Here is a 21,768-nt window from a genome sequence, read left to right as displayed (position 1 = left end):
GACTGTACCGCCATCGGCCCGCGCTTCTGACTAGGACGATACAAAGCAGGCGAACGATGGCATTCATCTCTGATGTAGCTCAGGCATATTCGTCCAGCAGTCCGCCCAGGCCGCCCTGGCCCGGATTGCCGCGACTTCTGCTCTGCATCTGCTCATCCTGCTTTTGCTGGACTGCCTCGGTCCCGCGCTGGGCAGCCTGCTGGGCTTGCTGTGCCTGCTGGTTCTGCAATGCCTCTATCTGGGCCTGCAACATCTGGATCTTGGTCTGCAGCAGTTGCGCCTGCTGCTCCTTGGTTTTGGCATCAGCGTCGCTGTTGGCAACTTCCTTGAGTTCGTTGGTGGCATCCTTGATCTGCCTTTGCAGCTGCTGGATACGCGATGCCACGCCAGCCCCCGAAGGGGCCGAACCGGCAGAACTGGAGGAAATGGCACTGATCGTCATGTCCACATCATCGGCAGAAAACCGCCACCATCAAGGCCGACACAAGCACTTTACTCAGGCTTTGCAATTACACGGTAGCGCCCCGGCCGATGCGGCTGACTTTGGCTTTGGCCGTCTTGCTGCCTGCCTCTGCATCGCGTGCAGGCACAAACACCTTGGCCCAGCGGGTGGTGTTCAGGTCCCAACGGGCCTGCACCTGATCGCAGGCCAGATCCAGCTCGGCGCCCTGCAGCACACGCGGTGTGCGCTGTGCCAGCACCACGGTATTGCCTTCGCGTGTGGGGCGGAAGGCCCAGAGCGCGTCCTCGCCAAAAGCCTGGGCCATCTGATCCAGGCTTTTGTCAAAGCTGGAGGAGCGGCCAAAGAGGTTGACGGTCATGATGCCGTCCTCGGTCAGCAGATTGCGGCAATCGGCATAGAACTCGGCGCTGTCGAGCACGGGAGCCGCAGCCTCATGGTCATACAGATCGACTGCCAGTGCATCGACCGTGCCCTGCCATTCGGGCTTTTTGATTTCCTGGGCTGCATCGGCCAGCACCACCTGCAGCGTGCTGCTGTCAGGCGGCAGCTTGAACCAGCTGCGGCACACGGCCAGGACCTGAGGGTTCAGCTCGACCGCCGTGGTCTTCATGCGCAGCTTCTTGTGGCAGAACTTGGTGATGGCGGCCGCTCCCAGACCCAGTTGCATGGCGTGCATCCGGGGCACTTCAGCAGGCTCGGCAAACAGCAGCCAACCCATCATGCGCTGCACATACTCCAGGTCGATATCAAAAGGATCGCGAATACGCATGGAGCCCTGGACCCAGGGCGTGCCCAGATGCAGATAGCGGATATCGCCGTCGTCGGAGACGCTGACTTCTGGCAGCTCCTGCACGCTGGCCACATTCTTGTCTTGCGCGGATTTGGCACCGCCACGGGTTTTACGGATCACGTTTCACACCAATCTTCAAAGCAGGCCATGGGCCGCCAGCGCATGGCGCCAGGCCTGCAGTTTTCTATCGAACGACCAGCCGGCATTGGCCGGGCTGGTGGATGGCAGCTTGAGGGCGATCAGCCCCAGCGCCTCTGTCTGACGGGCATGCTTGTAGCTCTCGCCGCCGTTGTGCAACGCCAGTTGCAGATCAGGGCAGCGCTGACGCAGTCCGGCAAAGTCGTTGACCTGGGCCGCGCGAATGGCGCTATCCAGACTACCCTCGCGCTCGCAGCTCGCATACACATCCCACAGACCCAGCCCGCGTGCCAGCAGCCATTCGCAGCGGCCCGCGTAATCACTACGTGGCGGCTGCAGATGCAGGGGCCACAAGGCCTGCAGCAGCGGCCAGAACTGGTTTTGCGGATGGGCGTAGTACTGCGCCTGCTGCAGCGACTTCAGGCCCGGAAAGCTGCCCAGCACCAGGGCCCGCGTGCGGCCATCGGCCACCGCGGCCAGCCCCTGCCAGCGCGGGCCTGTCTCTGTCACGGTGGCAGAAGAATCCTCAGTCATGCCCTATTGTCGCCCAGCCATCATCATCCTGGATCTTGGGCTGACATTCAAAAAGATGAGCATGAGCCTCTTTGCCTGCAAAGGATAGCTGCTGCCCCATCTACGGCAGTGCCGGCAGCCCTTTGAGCGCCTTACGTGCATTGGCCGTGCAGGCCTGCGCCAGCTGCTCAATGCCCATGCCGCGCAGCCGCGCGATCTCCGCCGCAATGCGCGGCAGCTCGGCGGAGCTGTTGCGCCCCTGGGGCTGGCCGGCCGCACGCTGTTCAGCCGTGGTGTAGAGCCAGTGCGGCGGAATATCGGGAGCATCGGTTTCCAGAACCAGCGCCTCCAGCGGCAGGCTGGCCGCCAGCTCACGCAGCTTGAGCGCGCGCTCATAGGTGATGGCGCCGCCAAAGCCCAGCTTGAAGCCCATATCGATGAAGGCCTGCGCCTGCTGGGCGCTGCCGTTGAACGCATGGGCAATGCCACCCACAACCCTGTGCTGACGTAAGGTCTTGAGCAGACGATCGCTGCTCTTGCGCACATGCAGGATGACGGGCAGCTCGAATTCACGTGCCAGCCGGATCTGCTGCTCGTAGAACCAGATCTGGCACTGCTCGTCCAGTCCGGGGACAAAAAAGTCGAGACCGATTTCGCCCACCGCCACCAGTTGCGGGTCGCCGCGCTGCTGATGCAGCAGCTCGCGCAGCGCCGCGATATCGGACTCCTGCGCGCCGGGCGTGTAGAGCGGATGAATGCCCAGCGCATAGCTGTCGCCATGGCGATGGGCAAGCGCAATCACATCCTGCCAATGGCTGCGCTGTACGGCAGGAATGACCAGATGCGTGACGCCTGCGGCCTGCGCAGCGGCGCGCACGGCATCTCTGTCAGGTGCGAACTCGGGCGCATCCAGATGGCAATGAGTATCTATCCAGGTTGGCATCCACACATCATGCATCGGCTGGGCTGCTTGCGCAGCCCGGCCTCGGCCGATGACACGTCAAGTGACTACAGACAGTTTCCTGCCTTGTCCTACGATTCACATATTGAAACAAATAAAACATTAAGCAACTTTACCCCCTACCCTGCGCGACCGGCCAAAGGAGCAAGTTATGACGGGACTTCTGCAAAGCACGCTCTGGCAACGCCTGAGCCAAAGTCATCAGCGCGCCGACATGCAGGGCAAGCTGGCCGCGCTGGATCAGGTGCAGGCCGTGATCGAATTCGATCTGCAAGGTCATGTGCTGACGGCCAATGACAACTTTCTGCGTACCATGGGCTATAGCCCCGAACAGATCATCGGCCAGCATCACCGCATGTTCGTCGATGAGGAAACCCGCGGCTCTGTCGAGTACGCCCAGTTCTGGCAGCGCCTGGCAGCGGGTCTGCACGACAGCGGACGCTACCGCCGCATCAACAGCCGGGGCGAGGACGTGTGGCTGCAGGCCAGCTACAACCCGATCTTCGACAGCCAGGGCCAGCCGCGCAAAGTCATCAAGTACGCCACCGACATCACCGAGCAGCAGCAGCACGAAGACGATGCCCGCGGCCAGCTCCAGGCCATTGCCAAGGTACAGGCCATCATCGAGTTCGATCTGAACGGCAACATCCTCACGGCCAACGATCTGTTCCTGCAGACCATGGGCTACTCCCTCGCCGAAGTCGTGGGCAGGCACCACAGCATGTTCGTCCAGCCGCACGAGCGCCAGTCCCCGGCCTATCAGCATTTCTGGCACAAGCTGGCCCTGGGCCATCATGATGCCGGCCAGTACCTGCGCATAGGCAAGGCCGGTCGCCAGGTCTGGATCGAAGCCAGCTACAACCCCATACTCGACGCCGAAGGGCGCCCCTTCAAGGTCGTCAAGTTCGCCACCAACATCACGCGCCGCGTGACCGCAGCCCAAACCCTGCGTGCCACGGTGGAAGGTCTGACCGAAAGCGCCAACCATGCGCGCCAGGCCAACGAGCTGGCCCAGGACGCCTGCAGCGTGGCCGAGGCCGGCGGCCGCACCGTGCAGGATGTGGTGACCACCATGGAATCCATCAGCGCCAGCTCGCGCAAGATCAGCGACATCATCGGCATGATGGACTCCATCGCCTTCCAGACCAATCTGCTGGCGCTCAACGCCGCCGTGGAAGCGGCCCGCGCCGGCGACCAGGGGCGCGGCTTTGCCGTGGTGGCCAATGAGGTGCGCCAGCTGGCCCAGCACAGCGCCGAAGCCGCCAAGGAGATCAAGCAGCTGATCCAGACCTCCGTCACCCAGGTCACCCAGGGGGTGAACCAGGTGCGCGAGGCCGGCACCACCATGGCCGAGATCGTGAACTCCTCGCGCCAGGTCACGCAGATCATGGGCGAGGTGGTGCAGACCTCGCTGGCCCAGTCCGCCAGGCTGCGCGAGGTCACCGACGATCTGACGGCGCAGGATGTTTCGGCCAATCCAGGCTCGGTCAAGCCGCGCCCTGCCGTGCCGCTGCAGGCTTCGGCCCGCGAGCAGGCCACGATCGCCATCCGGAACGCGGCGGTCGGCGCTTATTGAAACAGGAAAAGCGCCCCAGGCACTTCATGAAAAAGGCCCGGCGCTGCAAAGGCAGCGACCGGGCCTTTGCCCGTCGGCAGGCAGGAAGTCAGGCCAACTGTCCCTGCCCCAGCCTGACCATGCGATCGCAACGCGCTGCCAGTCCTTCGTCATGAGTGACCATCACAAACGCCGTGCCATGGCTGCGCGCCAGCTCCAGCATCAGCGCAAACACCGTATCGGCCGTGCCGCGATCCAGATTGCCCGTGGGCTCGTCGGCCAGCACGCAGGCCGGACGCGTAACCAGGGCACGTGCAATGGCCACGCGCTGACGCTCGCCTCCCGACAGCTCGGCCGGGCGATGCGCCATGCGCTGGCCCAGGCCCACGGCGCGCAGCATCTCAGCCGCGCGATCCATGCAGTCCTCCTTGGCATCGCGGCGAATGCGCAGCGGCATGGCCACATTCTCCTGGGCCGAGAACTCGGCCAGCAGATGATGGAACTGGTAGATAAAGCCCAGATGCTGGTTGCGCAGCGCGCCCTGCTTTTGCGGGCTGAGCTGGTGCAAGGGCTGGCCCATGAGGCTGACGCTGCCGGTGGAGGGCGCATCCAGCCCGCCCAGCAAGTGCAGCAAGGTGGACTTGCCCGAACCCGAGGCGCCGACAATCGCCAGTGTCTCGCCCGCCTGAACCTGCAGATCCACGCCCTGTAGCACGGTCACATCCAGCTTGCCTTCGGCAAAGCGCCTGGTCAGGCCGCGTGCCTCCAGCACGCTCTGGCCCATCACAACATCATTCATAACGCAGTGCCTCCGCAGGGTTCACGCGGCTGGCACGCCAGCTGGGGTAAATCGTGGCCACAAAAGAAAGAATCAGGGAAATCACGGCGATCGGCACGATGTCCGTGGACTGCGGCTCGCTGGGCATCTTGCTGATCAGGTAGATGTCCTTGGGCAGGAAATTGGCATGCAGCGCCTGCTCTATGGCCGGCACGATGACGTCGATATTGAAGGCAATCGCCAGCCCCAGCGCCAGACCGGCCAAGGTACCGATGACGCCGACCATGGCACCCTGCACCATGAAGATGCCCATGATGGACGAGGGCGAGGCCCCCAGGGTACGCAGGATGGCAATATCGGCACGCTTGTCCTGCACGCTCATCACCAGGGTGGACACCAGATTGAAAGCCGCCACGGCCACGATCAGGGTCAGGATGATGAACATCATGCGTTTTTCGAGCTGCACGGCGGCAAACCAGGTCTTGTTCTGCTGCGTCCAGTCACGGATGAACAAGCGGTCCGTCAAGGTGTCAGCGAGTTCATGCGCCACGCGCGGGGCCTCGTGCAAATCCTTGAGCTTGAGGCGAATGCCGGTCGGCCCTTCCAGGCGGAAGATGCGCTGTGCATCCTCGTAATGCATCATCACCAGCGCCGAGTCATATTCATAGTGACCGGAATCGAAGGTGCCGGCCACCGTCATCTGCTTCATGCGCGGCAGCACGCCAGCCGGAGTGACCTGTCCGCTGGGAGCGATCAGCGTGATCACATCGCCTTCGCTCACACCGAGATTGCGCGCCAGCTCGATGCCAAGAACCACCTTGAACTCGCCAGGCACCAGACGCTTGAGCACCTCGCCGCTGGTGGCCGCCAGATCGGTCACCTCGCCCTCACGCGCTGGATCGATACCGCGCACCAAGGCGCCTTTCATATCCTCGCCACGCGCCAGCAAGGCCTGAGCTGCCACAAAAGGCGCGGCCCCCACCACATCGGGGTTGGCCCTGGCCTCGCGCATGGTGCGCTCCACATCAGGCAGAGGCGCGCCCTGCGGGGCGTAGATTTCTACATGGGAGACGACGCTGAGCATGCGATCCCGCACTTCCTTCTGGAAGCCGTTCATCACGCTCAGCACAATGATCAGCGCCGCCACGCCCAGCGCAATGCCAAGCATGGAGACACCCGAGATAAAGGAGATGAAGCCATTGCGGCGTGTGGCGCGTCCTGCACGGGTATAGCGCCAGCCCACGGCCAGTTCGTAGGGAAATTGCATGTTGTCAGCATTGTGGCATTGCCGGCAATGCCCTGCCGGCGGCGCCAGCCTTATGCGATCTGACTGCCCGCCGCCCCTCTATCGGGGCGGCTTGCTGCGCCCTATGCGCGGCAGGTCCGCGTATTGCTCCTGCTGCTCCAGCGTCACCGCATGGGCCTGAAGCTTGGCCAGCAGGCCGTCAAACAAGGCCAGCTCTTCATCGCTGAGGACGGACACGATGTCGGCATGAATCTTGACCATCTCGGGCAGGATCAGGCCGTACATGCGCCGCCCCTCCTCGGTCAGATAAATGGCCACGCGCCGACGGTCTCCATCCAGAGGCTGGCGCAGCACCCAGCCTTTTTCCTCCAGGCCGCTGAGCGCCCGCGAAGTGCGCGCCCTGTCCAGCTGCACCTTCTGCGCCAGCTCGGAGGACAGCAAACCCTCCTCGGTCGCCAGCGTCGCCATCACGCCCCATTCGCGGCGCGTCAGGCCGAAGCGGGCCTCGCACATGCGCATGGCCATGCCGCCCGCCACGCCAAAAAAGCGGCTGATGCGAAACAGCAGCATCTGCTGAATGGAGGTGGGTTGTCGGGTATTCACGGGGATGAGTTGATTAGATCAATTGTGGATGTCACTTCTACAGTGTGCATTCCCAATACAGAGACAAAGGGAAGTGCTGGGGATTTTCGCAAATGCCGGCTCTTCCCTCAGACAAGAGAGTGATTCCATGGCTCGCCTGACTGCACCCCACCGCCTTCTTCAAACCAGCCTGGCTCTGCTGCTGGGCTGCTCCGCCTTCGCCTCCCAGGCCCAGCCTGCCGATGGCGCAGCCGTCGCCGCCTGGCCTCACAAGCCAGTTCGGCTGATAGCAGCCTTCGCTCCCGGTGGGGCTGTGGACATACTGGCGCGCGGCGTCGGAGAAGTGCTTCAACGTGAGACCAAGCAGCCATTCGTTGTTGAAAACCGCACCGGCGCTGGCGGCAATATAGGAGCCGATTACGTCGCCAAGGCTGCCGCCGACGGATACACCATGCTGATCGGCCTGGACACGAGCTTCACAGTCAACCCGCTGATCTACAAAAGCATGCCGTTCAAAAATGGCGACCTGCGTCCTGTCATGGTGTTCGCCTCGCAAGGCATGCTGATGGCCGTCAGTCCCAAGACAAATATCAAGACACTGGAGCAGTTCATCGCCCGCGGCAAGGACAAGGGCCTGACCCTGGGGTCCGCCGGCTATGGAACCCCCGGCCATCTGGCCTCCAGCATCCTGACTTACGCCACCGGAGCCAAGGTCAACCATGTGCCCTACAAAGGCAATGCACCTGCCACGCTGGCCATGCTCTCTGGCGAGGTGGACGGCGGCGTCATCAGCTCCACCGCCATGCTGCCCCATGTGGCCACTGGAAAGATCACGGCGCTGGCCGTGACCACGGCCCAGCGCAACCCCTTGCTGCCGGAAGTCCCCTCGGTGGCCGAACTGGGGCACAAGGAGCTGCAGCAGGAAGTGCTTTTCGCCGCCTGGGTGCCCAGCAGCACACCCGAGCCACTGGTGCAGAAAATCCAGGCACAGTTCGAGAAGGCCATGAAGGACGGCACTTTGCGTGAACGCATGCGTGTCAACGACATGGTCTACGAAGGGCTGACAGGCGATGCGGCCGTCAAGCGCATTCAGGCCCTGGCCGACCGCTACCGGGTTCTGGCCCAGGCCACCGGCATGAAGATGGAATGAGCGCTTGCGCCAGCCATCAGCCCCATGACAACGACCCGCATTTCATGACTCGCCCCAACATCATCTTTATCGTCGCCGACGATCTCGGTTATGCCGATCTGGGCTGCTACGGCGGCCGCGATGCCGAGTTCGGCCCGATATCCCCCGTGCTCGACCGCCTGGCGGCCAACGGCCTCAGGCTCACCCAGGGCTATGCCAATTCACCCGTGTGCTCGCCCACGCGTTTTGCCCTGGCCACGGCCCGCTATCAATACCGCTTGCGCGGCGCGGCCGAGGAGCCCATCAACAGCAAGACGCGCGGCACGCCGCTGGGCGCCAAGCTAGGCCTGCCGCCCGAAATCCCCACCGTTGCCTCGCTGCTCAAGGGCGCGGGCTATCGCACGGCACTGATAGGCAAATGGCATCTGGGCTACCCTCCCCACTTCGGCCCGCTGCGCTCGGGCTACGAGGAATACTTCGGTCCCATGTCGGGCGGCGTGGATTACTTCACCCATCTGAGCAGCTCGGGCCAGCACGATCTGTGGGTGGGCGAAGAGGAGCATCACGACGAAGGCTATCTGACCGACCTGCTGTCCCAGCGCAGCGTGGACTTCGTCAACCGCATGAGCGAGGGCAACGCCCCCTTCTTCCTGAGCCTTCACTACACGGCCCCGCACTGGCCCTGGGAAACCCGTGATGACCGTGAGACTGCCGAGCAGTTGGGGGCGGGCATCACGCATCTGGCGGGCGGCAATATTCACCAGTACCGCCGCATGATTCATCACATGGATGAGGGCATAGGCTGGATCGTCGAAGCACTGCGCAAGAACGGCCAACTGGACAACACGCTGATCATCTTCACCAGCGATAACGGCGGCGAGCGCTTCTCGGACAGCTGGCCTCTCGTGGGCGGCAAGATGGACCTGACCGAAGGCGGCATCCGCGTGCCCTGGATCGCCCACTGGCCTGCCGTGATCGCGGCCCGTCGCAGCAGCGCCCAACAATGCATGAGCATGGATTGGTCGGCCACGGTGCTGGATGCAGCCGGTGTGAGCGCCGATCCGGACTACCCGCTGGACGGCGTCTCCATCCTGCCCGTGCTGCGCACCGACGGTGCGGAGTTTGCCCGGCCTCTGTACTGGCGCATGCTCTACCGCAACCAGCGTGCGCTGCGCGAAGGCGAATGGAAATACCTGCGCGTGGAAGACAACGAATACCTGTTCAATCTGGCGCAGGACGAACGCGAGCGTGCCAATCTGGCCGGCCAGCACCCCGAGCGCCTGCAGGCCATGCGACAGCGCTGGGACGACTGGAATGCCGGCATGCCCGCCATTGCCGATGATGCGAGTTACAGCCTGGTCTACACCCTGAAAAATATGCCGGCGAGGTGACAAAGCACCCCGCACCATGCCCGGGCGGCGGCCATGCCCGACAATAGCGCCCATGTCTTTGACCGCGCCTTTGCTGCCTGCCGCCCAAGCCCTGGGCACAGGCGCCTCTGAAATCATTGTTGCCTATGCCAGCGGCCCTGCCGACATTCCCCAGGCATGGGACGGTTTGCAACTCCCTCACCTGCAGGCCTTGCTGGCAACGCTGGCCCCGACCACGCTGGTGCAGGGCGACGAGATGGATTTCTCTCCCCCGCATGAACGCGCCCTGGCCCGCAGCATGCAGCTGCCCGATACACCCGGGCTGATTCCCTGGGCAGCGCTGGCGGCCGGAGACAGCAGCCAGGCCTGTGCCTTCATCACGCCCTGCCACTGGCATATCACGCCGGACCAGGTCCACCAGACCGACCCGGCCAGCGCGCCACTGGACGAAGACGAATCCCGCCAGTTGCTGGCGCTGATCGCGCCCTGGTTCAGCGACGACGGCATCACGCTGGAATATCTGCGCGCCGACCTCTGGCTGGCACGCGGGGCGGCCTTCAAGGACCTGGCTACCGCCTCGATGGACCGGGCACTGGGTCGCGACGTGCGCCCCTGGATGCCCGAGCCCATCCAGGGTGCCATCATCCAGCGTCTGCAGACCGAGTTGCAGATGCTGCTCTACACCCATGTCTTCAACGACCAGCGTGCCGCACGCGGTCTACCGCCCATCAACTCCTTCTGGGTACATGGCACGGGAAGCCTGAGCAGCCTGCCCGCAGCGAACCCTGCCGCAGTCTGTGTCGATGATCTGCGCCACACTGCGCTGCAGAGCGATGTGCAAGGCTGGCAAAAAGCCTGGCAGGCGCTGGACAGCGGCCTGATCGCCGAGCTGCAGCAGCGGGCCGCCCGGGGCGAGCCCGTCAAGCTCACGCTCTGCGGCGAGCGCAATGCCGTGCAATGGCAAAGCCAGCCACGTGGCCTGATGGACAAGATCAAGAGTGTTTTTGGCACGAAACGCTTACCTGACCTGCGAGAGATGCTATGAAAATAATCCCCAGGTCCATTCCCGACAGCAGTGTCTCTGCACTGCTGCAGGCCAAGATTCATCCCTTGCTGGCCCAGCTCTATGCAGCGCGAGGCGTCTGCTCAGCCGACGAATTGGACGATGCCCCGGCCCGCCTGCTGCCGCCCTCGGGCCTGCGCGGCATCGATACTGCCGTACAGCTCCTGGCCGATGCCATCACCGCGCAAAAGCGCCTGTGCATCGTCGCCGACTATGACTGCGATGGCGCCACGGCCTGCGCCGTGGGCCTGCGCGGCCTGCGCATGCTGGGCGCGGCTCATGCCGACTATCTGGTGCCCGACCGCGTGGTCGACGGCTATGGCCTGACGGCCCCCATCTCGCGCCGAGTCAAGGAGACCGGTGCCGACATGCTGATCACCGTGGACAACGGTATTGCCAGCGTCGAAGGCGTGGCCGTGGCCAAGGAGCTGGGCATGTCGGTCGTGGTGACCGACCACCATCTGCCCGGCGACCACCTGCCGCTGGCCGATGCCATCGTCAACCCCAACCAGCCCGGCTGCGAGTTCGCGAGCAAATCCATGGCCGGCGTGGGAGTCATGTTCTATGTGCTGCTGGCCCTGCGCACCGAGCTGCGCAATCGCGGCCGCTTTGACCGCCACAACCAGCCCCGTCTCGAGCAATTGCTGCCTCTGGTAGCACTGGGCACGGTGGCCGACGTGGTCAAGCTCGATGCCAACAACCGCCGCCTGGTGGCACTGGGTCTCAAGCAGATTCGCAAAGGCGTCATGCAGCCCGGCATACGCGCGCTGTTCGAGGCATCGGGCCGCCGCTTCGACATGGCCACCACCATCGACTTCGGCTTTGCCCTGGGCCCGCGCATCAATGCCGCCGGTCGTCTGGCAGACATGACCATAGGCATCGAGTGCCTAACCACGGAAGATGTCAGCCGCGCCGACAATCTGGCACGCATGCTGGACAGCATCAACCGCGAGCGCCGCGAGATCGAAGTCAGCATGCGCGAGCATGCCCTGCTCATGGCCGAAGGCCTTTGCGAGGACGGCATGACGCCGCCGCCTGCCATCAGCGTGTTCGACCCCGACTTTCACGAGGGCGTGGTCGGTGTGGTGGCCTCGCGCATCAAGGACAAGCTGCACCGGCCCACGTTTGTGTTTGCAGCCAGCGGCGCCCCGGGCAAGGAACACGAGCTCAAGGGCTCGGGCCGCTCCATTCCAGGCTTTCACCTGCGCGATGCGCTGGATCTGGTCAGCAAGCGCCACCCCGGTCTGATACTGCGTTTTGGCGGCCACGCCATGGCAGCAGGCTGCACCATCGCGGAAGCGCACTTTGACGAGTTCGAAAAGGCTTTTGCCCAGGTCGCCAGGGAATGGCTGGATGCCGCCACGCTGACGCGCAGGCTGGAGACCGATGGCCCGCTGTCGCCCCAATGGCTGGACACCGGCCTGATCGAACAAATGCAGCTGGCCGTCTGGGGCCAGGGCTTTGCCGCGCCGACTTTCAGCGAAGAGCTGGAAATCACCTCGCAGCGCCTGGTCGGCGAAAAGCACCTGAAGCTGGAGCTGCTGCACCATGGCTCCAAGATCGACGGCATCTGGTTCAACCACACCGACCCGCTGCCCGCGCGCACCACCCTGGCCTATCGCCTGGACATCAACGAATGGCGCGGCGAACGCAAGGTGCAGTTTCTCGTGGAAGCCGCGCAGGACTTCGAGGGCGGTGCCGGCAACATGGGCTTCTGATCCTCGCCCCAGCCAGGACCGCCGCCACAGCAAACGTGGCGGCTGTCCATTTCACGCTGTGCCCGACACTTAGAACTGCTCCCAGCTATCGTCCTCCGCAGTGCTTGCAAGGGACTGCTCCTTGGACCTGGACGCTACCGGCCTGGGAACTGCAACGGCAGGATGAGCGGCCGGGTTGAGCGCCTTGATCGTCGCTAGCGGCTTGGGGAGCACTGCGGACACGGTCGTGAAAGCCTCGGCATTGCGTCCCAGCTTGAAGGCTGAGACCACTTCGGCCAGGCGGCGCGCCTGCTCCTGCATGGACAGCGCCGCCGCACTGGACTCCTCCACCAACGCTGCGTTCTGCTGCGTCATCTGGTCCAGATTGCTCACTGCCTGATTGACCTGATTGATGCCGTCGCGCTGCTCGGTGGACGAGGCCGTGATCTCGCCGATCAGATCGCTGACACGGCGCACGCTGGCCACGATCTCGCTCATGCTCTGGCCCGCCAGCTCCACCTGCTGCGAGCCCGACTGCACATTGTCCACGCTGGTGGTGATGAGCTGCTTGATCTCCTTGGCAGCCTCGGCGCTGCGCTGCGCCAGGCTGCGCACCTCGCCCGCCACCACGGCAAAGCCACGGCCCTGCTCGCCGGCGCGTGCTGCTTCCACGGCCGCATTCAGGGCCAGGATATTGGTCTGGAAGGCAATGGAGTCGATCACGCCGATGATGTCGGCAATCTTGCGGCTGCTGTCGGTGATCTGGCCCATGCTCTGCACCACCTGTTGCACCACACGGCCACCTTGCTCGGCCGCCTGGGCGGCTGTCGATGCCAGCTGATTGGCCTGACGCGCCGTGTCGGCAGACTGGGTGACGGTGGCCGTCAGCTCTTCCATGCTGGCCGCGGTTTCCTCGAGGTTGGCCGCCGTCTGCTCGGTGCGGGACGACAGGTCCTGGTTGCCCGTGGCAATCTGGCCCGAGGCCGAAGAGACGGATTCCACGCCCGAGCGCACCTGGCCGACGACGGAGCGCAGGCGCTCGGCCATGGCGTTCAGGGACTGGTGCAGATGCCCCAGTTCGTCTTCGCTGCCATGCCCGCTTCTGAAACTCAGATCGCCCTCGGCGATCGCATCTGCCAGCTCCACGGCCTTGACAAGAGGCCGGGTGATGGAGCGCATGATGAGCAGGCCAGTCACCAATCCCAAAAACATGATGACGCCACAAGCGACGGCTATCACCACATAGGCTTTGGAGCGGCTGGACTCACCCAGCTCCAGCGCCTGAACCCGGTAGCGGTCCTGCAGTTGCACATAGGCATCCAGGGCCGCGTAGTACCTTTGCGCCATGGGGTTGAGCCGCTCTTCGATCAGCTTTTGCGAACGCTCGAAATCCTTGGATTGACGAGCCTGATCCACCTCCTTGTTCACCGCAAACAAGGCATCTCTATGCGTGTTCACATCGGCCATCAGGCTCCTGGCCTCTTGGGTATGAACCTGTGCCAGCACCTTGTCTCGCAACTCGTTGATGCTGGCGATCAGGCCAGCCATGGCCTTGTACTGGTGCTCGACCAGATTCTCTTCCGTGGACATGGCAGCCGCCGTGAAGCGATCCATGCTCATCTGGGTCAGGATGCGCCACTCCTTGGCCTGCGCAGCAGCAGTCTGCGCCTCCACCACCGCCGCAAGAACGCCCTCGTTGACACGTTTGGAATAAGCCAGGCTGCCTGCCACCAGCAGCAACATCCCAGCCAAAAGACCGATCACCAATGCCCACAGCTTCCGAGCCACGGTGAATTGAAACAACTTCATGAACCAACCAATCCAGACAAAAGAACCCACACACACAGGCACGTCCGCATCGTGAACTCCGGGCTGGCTTGTGCATGACTCTGGCGGTCAATTCCTGGCCCCTGACGTCCTCCCTCCACCTCTTCGGGATGCTCTCCCGAGGTTGCATCAATATATTAATAATTGTTACAACTGCTTTGCGCATTACGCACAACTGATGTTCTCAGTACTTTCCCGCTTTTCGACACGGCTGGAGTTGGCAAGTCAGAATGAAAAAGCCCGCCGCCTCCTGTCAGAAGCGGCGGGCCTGCAGGCGGGTGTCAGCCTGCGGTTTAGAAAGTTTCCCAGTCCCCATCGTCGGAGTCCGCAGCAGGCTTGGCCTTGCTGGCACTCAGTGCCGTGGGAGCCGGGCCAGCAGGCGCTTTCTTGATCGCGGGTCTGGCTGCAGCAGCAGTCTGCTTCACTGGCGCCATGGCCGGCATGGCGCGGCTGGCCGAGCGTTGAGGTGCGGCAACCTTGGCATAGCCGGATTCATGGCCGAGCTTGAAGACTGAGACCACTTCCGCCAGGCGACGCGCCTGCTCCTGCATGGACAGCGCTGCCGCACTGGACTCCTCCACCAGCGCCGCGTTCTGCTGCGTCATCTGGTCCAGATTGCTCACCGCCTGATTGACCTGATTGATGCCGTCGCGCTGCTCGGTGGACGAGGCCGTGATCTCGCCGATCAGATCGCTGACACGGCGCACGCTGGCCACGATCTCGCTCATGCTCTGGCCCGCCAGCTCCACCTGCTGCGAGCCCGACTGCACATTGTCCACGCTGGTGGTGATGAGCTGCTTGATCTCCTTGGCCGCCTCGGCGCTGCGCTGCGCCAGGCTGCGCACCTCGCCCGCCACCACGGCAAAACCACGTCCCTGCTCGCCGGCGCGTGCCGCCTCGACGGCTGCATTCAGGGCCAGGATATTGGTCTGGAAGGCAATGGAGTCGATCACGCCGATGATGTCGGCAATCTTGCGGCTGCTGTCGGTGATCTGGCCCATGCTCTGCACCACTTGCTGCACCACGCGACCGCCTTGCTCGGCCGCCTGGGCGGCTGTCGATGCCAGCTGATTGGCCTGACGCGCAGTGTCGGCAGACTGAGTAACGGTGGCCGTCAGCTCTTCCATGCTGGCTGCTGTTTCCTCAAGGTTGGCCGCCGTCTGCTCGGTGCGGGCCGACAGATCCTGGTTGCCCGTGGCAATCTGGCCCGAGGCCGAAGAGACGGATTCCACGCCCGAGCGCACCTGGCCGACGACGGAGCGCAAGCGCTCGGCCATGGCGTTCAGGGACTTGAGCAGACGGCCCAGTTCGTCATGACGGTCATTGCGCACCGTTGCCGTCAAATCGCCGGCAGCGATGGAGTCGGCCAGAGTTACCGCCTCATTCAACGGAGCGATGATCGAGCGCAGGATCAGAGCCGCCATCGCCAGCCCCAGCAGAACGATCAGGCCGCAGACCAGACCGATAGCCACATAGGCCTGAGATTGGCTTGCTTCGCCATCGGCAACCGCACGTTGGCTGCGTTGCTCCTGCAACTGCACAAACTTGCGCTGCGCATCCACGTAGACCTTGGCGTTGGGACGCAGCTGTTTTTCAACCAGATCGAAGGCCGCCGCAAAATCATTGTCCTTGCGCGCGGCCTGCACGGCTGCATTGCTCTCCAGCGTCGCGCGCCTGCGCTCGGCGACCTCGTCCAGCACCTTGCGTGATTCCTCGTCAGTGACCAGTTCGTTGAGCTTTTTCTGCAGCTCGGTGATATGCGCAATCCCGTCACTCATCAGCTTGCGCTGCTGCTCCACCAGGTTTTCCTCGGAGGAAATGGCCGCGACGATGGAGCGATCCACACTTTGCTCGGTCAGATGACGCCACTCGCTGGCAATGTTGGCTGCCATTCGGGTACGCGTGGCCTCCTTGGAGATGCTCACGTACACGCGGTCCAGATAGATCAGGCTGCCTGCAGACACCAGCAGCAAGCCCGCCAGCAAGCCAATCACCAAAGCCCACAGCTTTTGTGACACAGAGAACTGATTCAATTTCATTTTTTATCCATCTCAATAGATCAAGCAACACCGTGGCAGCCTTAACGAATTCAGAAACTCACAAGCGCTGTAGCCAATCCTTAATCGGCATACTGGCGGGAGATTTGAGCTTTGTTACAAGCTACGACCGCAATAGCGCTCGTGTTATGACACAAATCATGATTGCGTACAGCCGCCTACAATCAAGCCGTGCCCAAAACCTATCTGAACGCCGATCTGCACTGCCACTCCGTCGTCTCCGACGGCACTCTGACGCCCGAGCAACTGGCTCTGCGTGCTGCCGAGCGAGGGGTTGAGCTCTGGGCGCTGACCGATCACGACGAGGTCGGCGGCCAGCATCGGGCAGCAGCCGCAGCCAGGTCAGCAGGGCTGGACTATCTGACAGGCACTGAAATTTCCGTCAGCTTCTCGGGCAGCGGCGTACATATCGTGGGCCTGGGCTTTGACGCCGATAACGCAGCTCTGACCCAAGGCCTGTACGACACTCGCAACGGTCGCGGCCCACGCGCCCGCGAAATGGCCAGGCAGCTGGAACTGGCCGGCATTCCCGGCGCCTATGAAGGAGCACTGCGCCATGCAGGCAACCCCGAGCTGATCTCGCGCACCCACTTCGCGCGCTTTCTCGTGGAGAGCGGAGTCTGCAGCGACACCTATGAAGTCTTCAAACGCTATCTGACAGAAGGCAAGCCCGGTTATGTCGCCCATGTCTGGGCGAATCTGGAGGACGCCGTGCGCTGGATCGTGGATGCAGGCGGCGTGGCCGTGATTGCCCACCCGGCACGTTACGACTTGAGCCATAACGAGGAATATGCGCTGTTTTCCAAGTTCAAGGAACTCGGCGGCCAGGGCGTGGAGGTCGTGACCGGCAGCCACCGTCCGCACGAATATGCGATCTATGCCGATCTGGCCCTGGAATTCGGCCTGGCCGCATCGCGCGGCAGCGACTTTCACAGCCCCGATGAATCGCAGATAGACCTGGGGCAGCTGCCCTATCTGCCCAGTCAGCTCACTCCCGTCTGGGAGCTGCTGCAGGACCGCATACAGCGTGCATAAATCACAGAGAGAGATTGCATGACCATCGTTTTTGAAGTCTATCCAGAGAACCCGCAACCCCGCATCATCAAGCAGGCGGCGGACATGCTGCGCAAGGGTGCCATTCTTGCCGTACCCACCGATTCCAGCTATGCCCTGGTCTGCCACCTGGACGACAAGAACGCCGTGGACCGCATGCGCCGCATCCGGCAGATCAACGACAAGCACCACCTCACGCTGCTGTGCCGCGACCTGTCCGAGCTGGCCAACTATGCCCGCGTGGACAACCGCCAGTACCGCTTGCTCAAGCTGGCCACGCCAGGCCCCTACACCTTTATTCTTGAAGCCAGCAAGGAAGTGCCCAAGCGCCTGAGCCACCCTTCGCGCAAGACCATCGGCCTGCGCGTGCCGGATCGCAAAGGTCTGCAACTGCTGCTGGAAGAACTGGGCGAGCCCTTGCTGGCCACCACCTTGATCGCGCCCGGCGAGACCGAGCCGCTCAATGATGCCGAGTCGATTCTGGAGCGTTTCCCCCATGAGCTGGACGCCGTGGTCGACTCCGGTGCCTGCCCGCAGCAACCCACCACGGTGCTGGACCTCACACCCATGGCCTTGAACAATCCCCCCGTCGTGGTGCGCCAGGGCATGGGCGGCCTGAAAGACATAGGCCTTCAGCCCGAATAGGCACGGCCTCATGCAGGAAAAGCAGCTGCCGCAAGACTTTGTTCAGCGCCACTGGCCCTGGCTCATCGTCTCTTTGTGCGCTTACTCCTTGGTCGTGGCGCTGGTGTTTCGGCAGACATCCCAGCTATGGACGGTCTATGCCCTCGCGACCCTCTGGACGGCATGGACGATTCGGGCTTATGCGGGAGACAAGTCATTCCATGTCTCGCCAGGGCTGTCGGCACAGGCCGATGACTCCATACTGCGCCGCAGGGTCCTGCTGGGAACTGCTATCTGCCTCCATTTCGGCTTTACCGGCGTGGCCATTTACGGCTATCTGCACGAAATTCGCTGAATCAAAGCTCTTCATAGGCCAGCTCGCGGGCACGAGCTGGACGCGCCTGCGCGGCCCCGGCTCCGCGCGGAGCCGGCATGGCAGAAGGAGCCAGACAAGGTGACTCATCGTCATCGAGTTTGAAGGCCCCCACCGCCTGCTGCAGATCCTGCGTACGCGCATTGAGCGCAGCAGCGGCTTGCGTGGCCTGCATGACCAAGGCGGCATTTTCCTGATTGGTGCTGTCCATGTGAGCCACGGCCGTATTCACATGGGCGATGCCCTCGCTTTGCTGCTGCAGCGCACCGGAGATTTCGCTCAGCAGACCTGTGACCTGACCTACGGACTGCATGATTTCCTTCATGGTGCTGCCGGCCTGGCCCACCAGGCCAGAGCCGCTTTCCACCTGAGTCACGCTGGCCGTGATCAGCTCCTTGATCTGTTTGGCCGCTTCGGCACTGCGCTGCGCCAGCGAGCGCACCTCGCTGGCCACCACGGCAAAGCCACGCCCCTGCTCTCCGGCGCGGGCCGCTTCCACGGCCGCATTGAGGGCCAGGATATTGGTCTGGAAGGCGATGCCTTCAATGACCTGAATGATGTCCACAATCTTGCGCGAGCTGCCGCTGATGGCATCCATGGTGTGAACGACCTGGTCCACCACATCACCGCCACGTCCGGCCGTGGCCGATGCAGTGACTGCCAGAGAGCTGGCCGAATGAGCGCGCTCTGCGTTCTGGCGCACTGTGACGGTGAGCTGCTCCATGCTGGCTGCGGTTTCGGTCAGCGCGCTGACCTGCTGCTCGGTGCGGCTGGAGAGGTTGATGTTGCCCGCATCGATTTCATAGGCCGAAACGGCCAGTGAATCGGTGGACTGCTTGATGCGACCCACCAACTCGGTCAGCGTGTCTTCCATGGTGCTCAGCGCAGTCAGAAGACGACCGAACTCGCCTTCGGCATTCGAAGAGAACTCCTTGCTCAAATCACCTGCTGCCACGGTCTCGGCAATCAGGATGGCTTCCTGCAATGGCGCCACGATGCGGCGGCGCAGGCTGATCCAGGACCACGTGCAGGAAATGCAGACCCAGGCGCCCAGTGCCAGCAGCCACCAGCGCGAACGCTCGACCTCCGCCATCAAGTTCTGCGACTGCTGCGCCGTGAGCGATCCCGCCTTCAACACCTCCAGCACATCAGACATCGCTGACCAGGCAATTCCCATCAAAGCCAGGACAAAAACACTGATGCTGACAAATGCAATCACCAGTCGCTTGCTTACCGTCATATTGATCCCCTTGCCCTGTCCTGCCGAACGCCGTGTTATGTATTGATTTCGTCAACCCGCACAAAACCTGTTCCGCTGTGCAGGCAGCAACCACGGATTTGCGCGAGTTGCATTTTGCAACATCTGGTTTACCACACAACTATGTGCAACCCGTATTTCTGCAACAGCAAACGGCTTGTCCCGGTACAAGACAGCAGCTTGGCGCGGCGTCTGAGACAATCAGTGCGTGGAACTCACCGAACTCATACAAACCGTACTGATTTACGCACTGCCCGTGCTGTTCGCCATCACCATTCATGAGGCGGCGCACGGCTATGCTGCGCGTCACTTTGGCGACAACACCGCAGCCATGATGGGTCGCATCACGCTCAACCCCATCAAGCATATCGACCCCATCGGCACCATCTTGATGCCGCTGCTGCTGTATTTCGCTACCTCGGGCGCGTTTCTTTTCGGCTATGCCAAGCCCGTGCCCGTGCGCTTTGACCATCTGCGCCACCCCAAGCGCGACATGATCTGGGTAGCGCTGGCCGGCCCTGCCTCCAATTTCGTGCAGGCCGTGTTCTGGGGCCTGCTGCTGATCGTCTTGGTAGGCACAGGTCTGCACGAGCGCTTTTTCCTAGAGATGTGCCGCGCCGGCATTCTGGTCAACCTGGTGATGTGGGCTTTCAATCTCTTTCCGCTGCCGCCTCTGGACGGCGGCCGCATTCTGGTCGGTCTGCTGCCCTGGAAACAGGCGCAACTGGTGGCGCGTGTCGAGCCCTATGGCTTTTTCATCGTCATGGCACTGGTGATTGCCGGCGTGGTCGGCAGCTACTGGCTGCGCCCGTTGATGAGCCTGGGCTACTCGGCCATCGATCTGATCCTCTACCCCTTCATGGCCTTGCTGCGCTGAACCCAGCGCCTGGTCTGCTACTGATATCTGTTGTTGATCCCTATGAGCACCACCCGTTTTCTGACCGGCATCACCCCCAGCGGTACCCCACACCTTGGCAACTACGCAGGCATGATGCGCCCCGCCATCGAAGCCAGTCGCGACAAGAATGTGGAGAACTTCTACTTTCTGGCCGACTACCACGCGCTCATCAAGTGCCAGGACCCCGAGCGCGTTCAGCGCTCGACCATCGAAATCGCCGCCAGTTGGCTGGCCGCTGGTCTCGACCCCGAGCATGTGACCTTCTACCGCCAGTCGGACATCCCCGAGATTCCGGAGCTGACCTGGTTCCTGACCTGCGTGACTGGCAAGGGCCTGCTCAACCGCGCCCACGCCTACAAGGCGGCGGTGGACAAGAACAATGCATCCGGCAGCGAACCTGACGACGGCGTGACCGCCGGTCTCTTCATGTACCCCGTGCTCATGGGTGCCGACATTCTGATCTTCAACGCCAACAAGGTTCCTGTGGGCCGCGATCAGGTGCAACACCTGGAGATGGCGCGCGACATGGCGTCGAGCTTCAACCACATCTACGGCGGCGAGTACTTCACGCTGCCTGAGGCCGTGGTGGAGGAGTCCGTCGCCACCCTGCCCGGCCTTGACGGCCGCAAGATGAGCAAGAGCTACAACAACACGATTCCGCTGTTTGCGCCACGTGAACAACTCAGGAAGCTCATCAACAGCATCACCACCGACTCGCGCGCCCCCGGCGAGGCCAAGGAAGTCGAAGGCTCCGCCCTGTTCCAGATCTATCAAGGCTTTGCCAGCGAAGAGGAAAGTGCCGCCCTGCGCCAGCAATATGCCGAAGGCATTGCCTGGGGCGATGCCAAGCAGATCCTGTTCGAGCGCATCGACCGTGAAATCGCCCCCATGCGCGAGCGTTATGAATACCTGATTGCCCACCCGGCAGAGCTGGAAGAGATTCTTCAGGCCGGTGCCATCAAGGCACGCAAGCTGGCGACTCCTTTGCTGCAGCAACTGCGCGGCGCCGTCGGCATCCGCAACCTGGCGCAAGCCAGCAAGGCCAAGACCAAGGCTGCCAAGACTGCACTGCCCCAGTTCAAGCAGTATCGCGAATCCGATGGCCAGTTCTACTTCAAGCTGGTGGCCGCTGACGGTCAGCTGCTGCTGCAAAGCCTGGGCTTTACCGCCCCCAAGGAAGCGGGGCAGAACATCGCCCGGTTGCAGCGCGAAGGCGCGACGGCTCTGGCCGCCATCAAGCCGTGCCTGCAGACACTGGATGGTGTCAGCGATGACCTGGTGATCCAGGCTCTGGAACAACTGCGTGAGGCGGCCGAGCAATAGCTCCTCGCTGCCCGATGGACGCTGCCTCCGAATTCAAAGGACAGCGTGGATGTAATCCTTCGCACTAAAG

The 21,768-nt window shown here is 62.8% G+C and carries 20 protein-coding genes; 10 read left to right on the top strand and 10 right to left on the bottom strand.

Annotated features, from left to right (window positions below):
- Positions 1-79: 79 nt before the first annotated feature.
- From CSE6_RS03030 to CSE6_RS03015, 4 genes are all read right to left on the bottom strand, one after another.
- Positions 80-442 (bottom strand): FlxA-like family protein, encoded by a 363-nt coding sequence (locus CSE6_RS03030; RefSeq protein ID WP_034378578.1) that lies wholly within the window; start codon positions 440-442, stop codon positions 80-82.
- Positions 443-509: 67 nt separating this feature from the next.
- Complete coding sequence (locus CSE6_RS03025) at positions 510-1,373, bottom strand: hypothetical protein (protein WP_012837166.1); 864 nt, start codon at positions 1,371-1,373, stop codon at positions 510-512.
- A 15-nt stretch (positions 1,374-1,388) separates the two neighbouring features.
- Positions 1,389-1,925 (bottom strand): DNA-deoxyinosine glycosylase, encoded by a 537-nt coding sequence (locus tag CSE6_RS03020; RefSeq protein ID WP_059439849.1) that lies wholly within the window; start codon positions 1,923-1,925, stop codon positions 1,389-1,391.
- Positions 1,926-2,025: 100 nt separating this feature from the next.
- Entirely contained in the window at positions 2,026-2,847 is an 822-nt protein-coding gene (locus tag CSE6_RS03015; protein ID WP_034356580.1) for a TatD family hydrolase, read from the bottom strand.
- A 169-nt stretch (positions 2,848-3,016) separates the two neighbouring features.
- Here CSE6_RS03015 and CSE6_RS03010 point away from each other — a divergent pair, with 169 nt between their 5' ends.
- Positions 3,017-4,441 (top strand): methyl-accepting chemotaxis protein, encoded by a 1,425-nt coding sequence (locus tag CSE6_RS03010; protein ID WP_059439848.1) that lies wholly within the window; start codon positions 3,017-3,019, stop codon positions 4,439-4,441.
- 88 nt (positions 4,442-4,529) lie between these two features.
- Here the strand turns inward: CSE6_RS03010 and lolD are convergent, their stop codons facing one another.
- From lolD to CSE6_RS02995, 3 genes are all read right to left on the bottom strand, one after another.
- Positions 4,530-5,219, bottom strand: a complete 690-nt coding sequence (lolD, locus tag CSE6_RS03005; RefSeq protein ID WP_059439847.1) for a lipoprotein-releasing ABC transporter ATP-binding protein LolD — start codon at positions 5,217-5,219, stop codon at positions 4,530-4,532.
- Positions 5,212-6,465, bottom strand: a complete 1,254-nt coding sequence (locus tag CSE6_RS03000) for a lipoprotein-releasing ABC transporter permease subunit (protein WP_003066109.1) — start codon at positions 6,463-6,465, stop codon at positions 5,212-5,214. Before CSE6_RS03000 ends, lolD begins: the two co-directional genes overlap by 8 nt.
- A gap of 78 nt (positions 6,466-6,543) precedes the next feature.
- On the bottom strand, positions 6,544-7,014 hold the full coding sequence (locus CSE6_RS02995; RefSeq protein ID WP_034389298.1) for a MarR family winged helix-turn-helix transcriptional regulator: 471 nt from the start codon (positions 7,012-7,014) through the stop codon (positions 6,544-6,546).
- Between the two features lie 160 nt (positions 7,015-7,174).
- Between CSE6_RS02995 and CSE6_RS02990 the strand changes: the two genes are divergently transcribed.
- Genes CSE6_RS02990 through recJ form a run of 4 tightly spaced genes read left to right on the top strand, consistent with a single transcriptional unit; the run spans position 7,175 to position 12,306 of the window.
- Positions 7,175-8,176: a tripartite tricarboxylate transporter substrate binding protein gene (locus CSE6_RS02990; RefSeq protein ID WP_034389297.1), complete on the top strand. Its 1,002-nt coding sequence runs from the start codon at positions 7,175-7,177 to the stop codon at positions 8,174-8,176.
- Positions 8,173-9,546, top strand: coding sequence for a sulfatase (locus tag CSE6_RS02985; RefSeq protein WP_238585632.1), 1,374 nt, complete (start codon positions 8,173-8,175; stop codon positions 9,544-9,546). The genes CSE6_RS02990 and CSE6_RS02985 overlap by 4 nt, the downstream gene beginning before the upstream one ends.
- Before the next feature lie 52 nt (positions 9,547-9,598).
- Positions 9,599-10,570, top strand: coding sequence for a phosphoglycerate mutase (locus CSE6_RS02980; RefSeq protein WP_034389295.1), 972 nt, complete (start codon positions 9,599-9,601; stop codon positions 10,568-10,570).
- Positions 10,567-12,306 (top strand): single-stranded-DNA-specific exonuclease RecJ, encoded by a 1,740-nt coding sequence (gene recJ / locus CSE6_RS02975; protein WP_034389293.1) that lies wholly within the window; start codon positions 10,567-10,569, stop codon positions 12,304-12,306. Before CSE6_RS02980 ends, recJ begins: the two co-directional genes overlap by 4 nt.
- A gap of 69 nt (positions 12,307-12,375) precedes the next feature.
- Here the strand turns inward: recJ and CSE6_RS02970 are convergent, their stop codons facing one another.
- The gene (locus CSE6_RS02970) at positions 12,376-14,094 is read right to left on the bottom strand and encodes a methyl-accepting chemotaxis protein (RefSeq protein WP_059439846.1); all 1,719 of its coding nucleotides are present in this window, start codon (positions 14,092-14,094) and stop codon (positions 12,376-12,378) included.
- A 311-nt stretch (positions 14,095-14,405) separates the two neighbouring features.
- On the bottom strand, positions 14,406-16,151 hold the full coding sequence (locus CSE6_RS02965) for a methyl-accepting chemotaxis protein (protein WP_059439845.1): 1,746 nt from the start codon (positions 16,149-16,151) through the stop codon (positions 14,406-14,408).
- A 189-nt stretch (positions 16,152-16,340) separates the two neighbouring features.
- Here CSE6_RS02965 and CSE6_RS02960 point away from each other — a divergent pair, with 189 nt between their 5' ends.
- Genes CSE6_RS02960 through CSE6_RS02950 form a run of 3 tightly spaced genes read left to right on the top strand, consistent with a single transcriptional unit; the run spans position 16,341 to position 18,201 of the window.
- Entirely contained in the window at positions 16,341-17,204 is an 864-nt protein-coding gene (locus tag CSE6_RS02960) for a 3',5'-nucleoside bisphosphate phosphatase (protein ID WP_034357719.1), read from the top strand.
- 18 nt (positions 17,205-17,222) lie between these two features.
- A complete protein-coding gene (locus CSE6_RS02955) occupies positions 17,223-17,867 on the top strand; it encodes an L-threonylcarbamoyladenylate synthase (RefSeq protein WP_012837154.1) in 645 nt (214 codons plus the stop codon).
- Positions 17,868-17,877: 10 nt separating this feature from the next.
- Positions 17,878-18,201: a hypothetical protein gene (locus CSE6_RS02950; RefSeq protein WP_059439844.1), complete on the top strand. Its 324-nt coding sequence runs from the start codon at positions 17,878-17,880 to the stop codon at positions 18,199-18,201.
- A gap of 1 nt (position 18,202) precedes the next feature.
- Here CSE6_RS02950 and CSE6_RS02945 read toward each other — a convergent pair whose 3' ends face one another.
- Positions 18,203-19,459: a methyl-accepting chemotaxis protein gene (locus CSE6_RS02945; protein ID WP_034381733.1), complete on the bottom strand. Its 1,257-nt coding sequence runs from the start codon at positions 19,457-19,459 to the stop codon at positions 18,203-18,205.
- A 226-nt stretch (positions 19,460-19,685) separates the two neighbouring features.
- On the opposite strand from CSE6_RS02945, the gene CSE6_RS02940 reads away from it, so the two are divergent.
- Together CSE6_RS02940 and CSE6_RS02935 are read left to right on the top strand one after the other, a co-directional pair.
- Positions 19,686-20,354 (top strand): site-2 protease family protein, encoded by a 669-nt coding sequence (locus tag CSE6_RS02940; protein WP_003066089.1) that lies wholly within the window; start codon positions 19,686-19,688, stop codon positions 20,352-20,354.
- Positions 20,355-20,396: 42 nt separating this feature from the next.
- The gene (locus tag CSE6_RS02935; protein WP_034357651.1) at positions 20,397-21,698 is read left to right on the top strand and encodes a tryptophan--tRNA ligase; all 1,302 of its coding nucleotides are present in this window, start codon (positions 20,397-20,399) and stop codon (positions 21,696-21,698) included.
- Positions 21,699-21,768: the final 70 nt, after the last annotated feature.

The sequence above is a fragment of the Comamonas sp. E6 genome (genome assembly GCF_001010305.1).
GTDB classification, from domain to species: Bacteria; Pseudomonadota; Gammaproteobacteria; order Burkholderiales; family Burkholderiaceae_C; genus Comamonas; species Comamonas thiooxydans.
This window is presented reverse-complemented; position numbering and strand designations above follow the sequence as displayed.

Excerpts from the sequence above, each read along its gene's own strand:
- CSE6_RS02950 (WP_059439844.1), top strand. The coding sequence starts at position 17,878 with ATGCAGGAAAAGCAGCTGCCGCAAGACTTTGTTCAGCGCCACTGGCCC.
- CSE6_RS02980 (WP_034389295.1), top strand. The coding sequence starts at position 9,599 with ATGTCTTTGACCGCGCCTTTGCTGCCTGCCGCCCAAGCCCTGGGCACA.
- CSE6_RS02935 (WP_034357651.1), top strand. The coding sequence starts at position 20,397 with ATGAGCACCACCCGTTTTCTGACCGGCATCACCCCCAGCGGTACCCCA.
- CSE6_RS02970 (WP_059439846.1), bottom strand. The coding sequence starts at position 14,094 with ATGAAGTTGTTTCAATTCACCGTGGCTCGGAAGCTGTGGGCATTGGTG.
- CSE6_RS03030 (WP_034378578.1), bottom strand. The coding sequence starts at position 442 with ATGACGATCAGTGCCATTTCCTCCAGTTCTGCCGGTTCGGCCCCTTCG.
- CSE6_RS03020 (WP_059439849.1), bottom strand. The coding sequence starts at position 1,925 with ATGACTGAGGATTCTTCTGCCACCGTGACAGAGACAGGCCCGCGCTGG.
- CSE6_RS02995 (WP_034389298.1), bottom strand. The coding sequence starts at position 7,014 with ATGCTGCTGTTTCGCATCAGCCGCTTTTTTGGCGTGGCGGGCGGCATG.
- CSE6_RS03015 (WP_034356580.1), bottom strand. The coding sequence starts at position 2,847 with ATGCCAACCTGGATAGATACTCATTGCCATCTGGATGCGCCCGAGTTC.
- lolD (WP_059439847.1), bottom strand. The coding sequence starts at position 5,219 with ATGAATGATGTTGTGATGGGCCAGAGCGTGCTGGAGGCACGCGGCCTG.
- CSE6_RS02985 (WP_238585632.1), top strand. The coding sequence starts at position 8,173 with ATGAGCGCTTGCGCCAGCCATCAGCCCCATGACAACGACCCGCATTTC.
- CSE6_RS03000 (WP_003066109.1), bottom strand. The coding sequence starts at position 6,465 with ATGCAATTTCCCTACGAACTGGCCGTGGGCTGGCGCTATACCCGTGCA.
- CSE6_RS02955 (WP_012837154.1), top strand. The coding sequence starts at position 17,223 with ATGACCATCGTTTTTGAAGTCTATCCAGAGAACCCGCAACCCCGCATC.
- CSE6_RS02945 (WP_034381733.1), bottom strand. The coding sequence starts at position 19,459 with ATGACGGTAAGCAAGCGACTGGTGATTGCATTTGTCAGCATCAGTGTT.
- CSE6_RS02965 (WP_059439845.1), bottom strand. The coding sequence starts at position 16,151 with ATGAAATTGAATCAGTTCTCTGTGTCACAAAAGCTGTGGGCTTTGGTG.
- recJ (WP_034389293.1), top strand. The coding sequence starts at position 10,567 with ATGAAAATAATCCCCAGGTCCATTCCCGACAGCAGTGTCTCTGCACTG.
- CSE6_RS03010 (WP_059439848.1), top strand. The coding sequence starts at position 3,017 with ATGACGGGACTTCTGCAAAGCACGCTCTGGCAACGCCTGAGCCAAAGT.
- CSE6_RS02990 (WP_034389297.1), top strand. The coding sequence starts at position 7,175 with ATGGCTCGCCTGACTGCACCCCACCGCCTTCTTCAAACCAGCCTGGCT.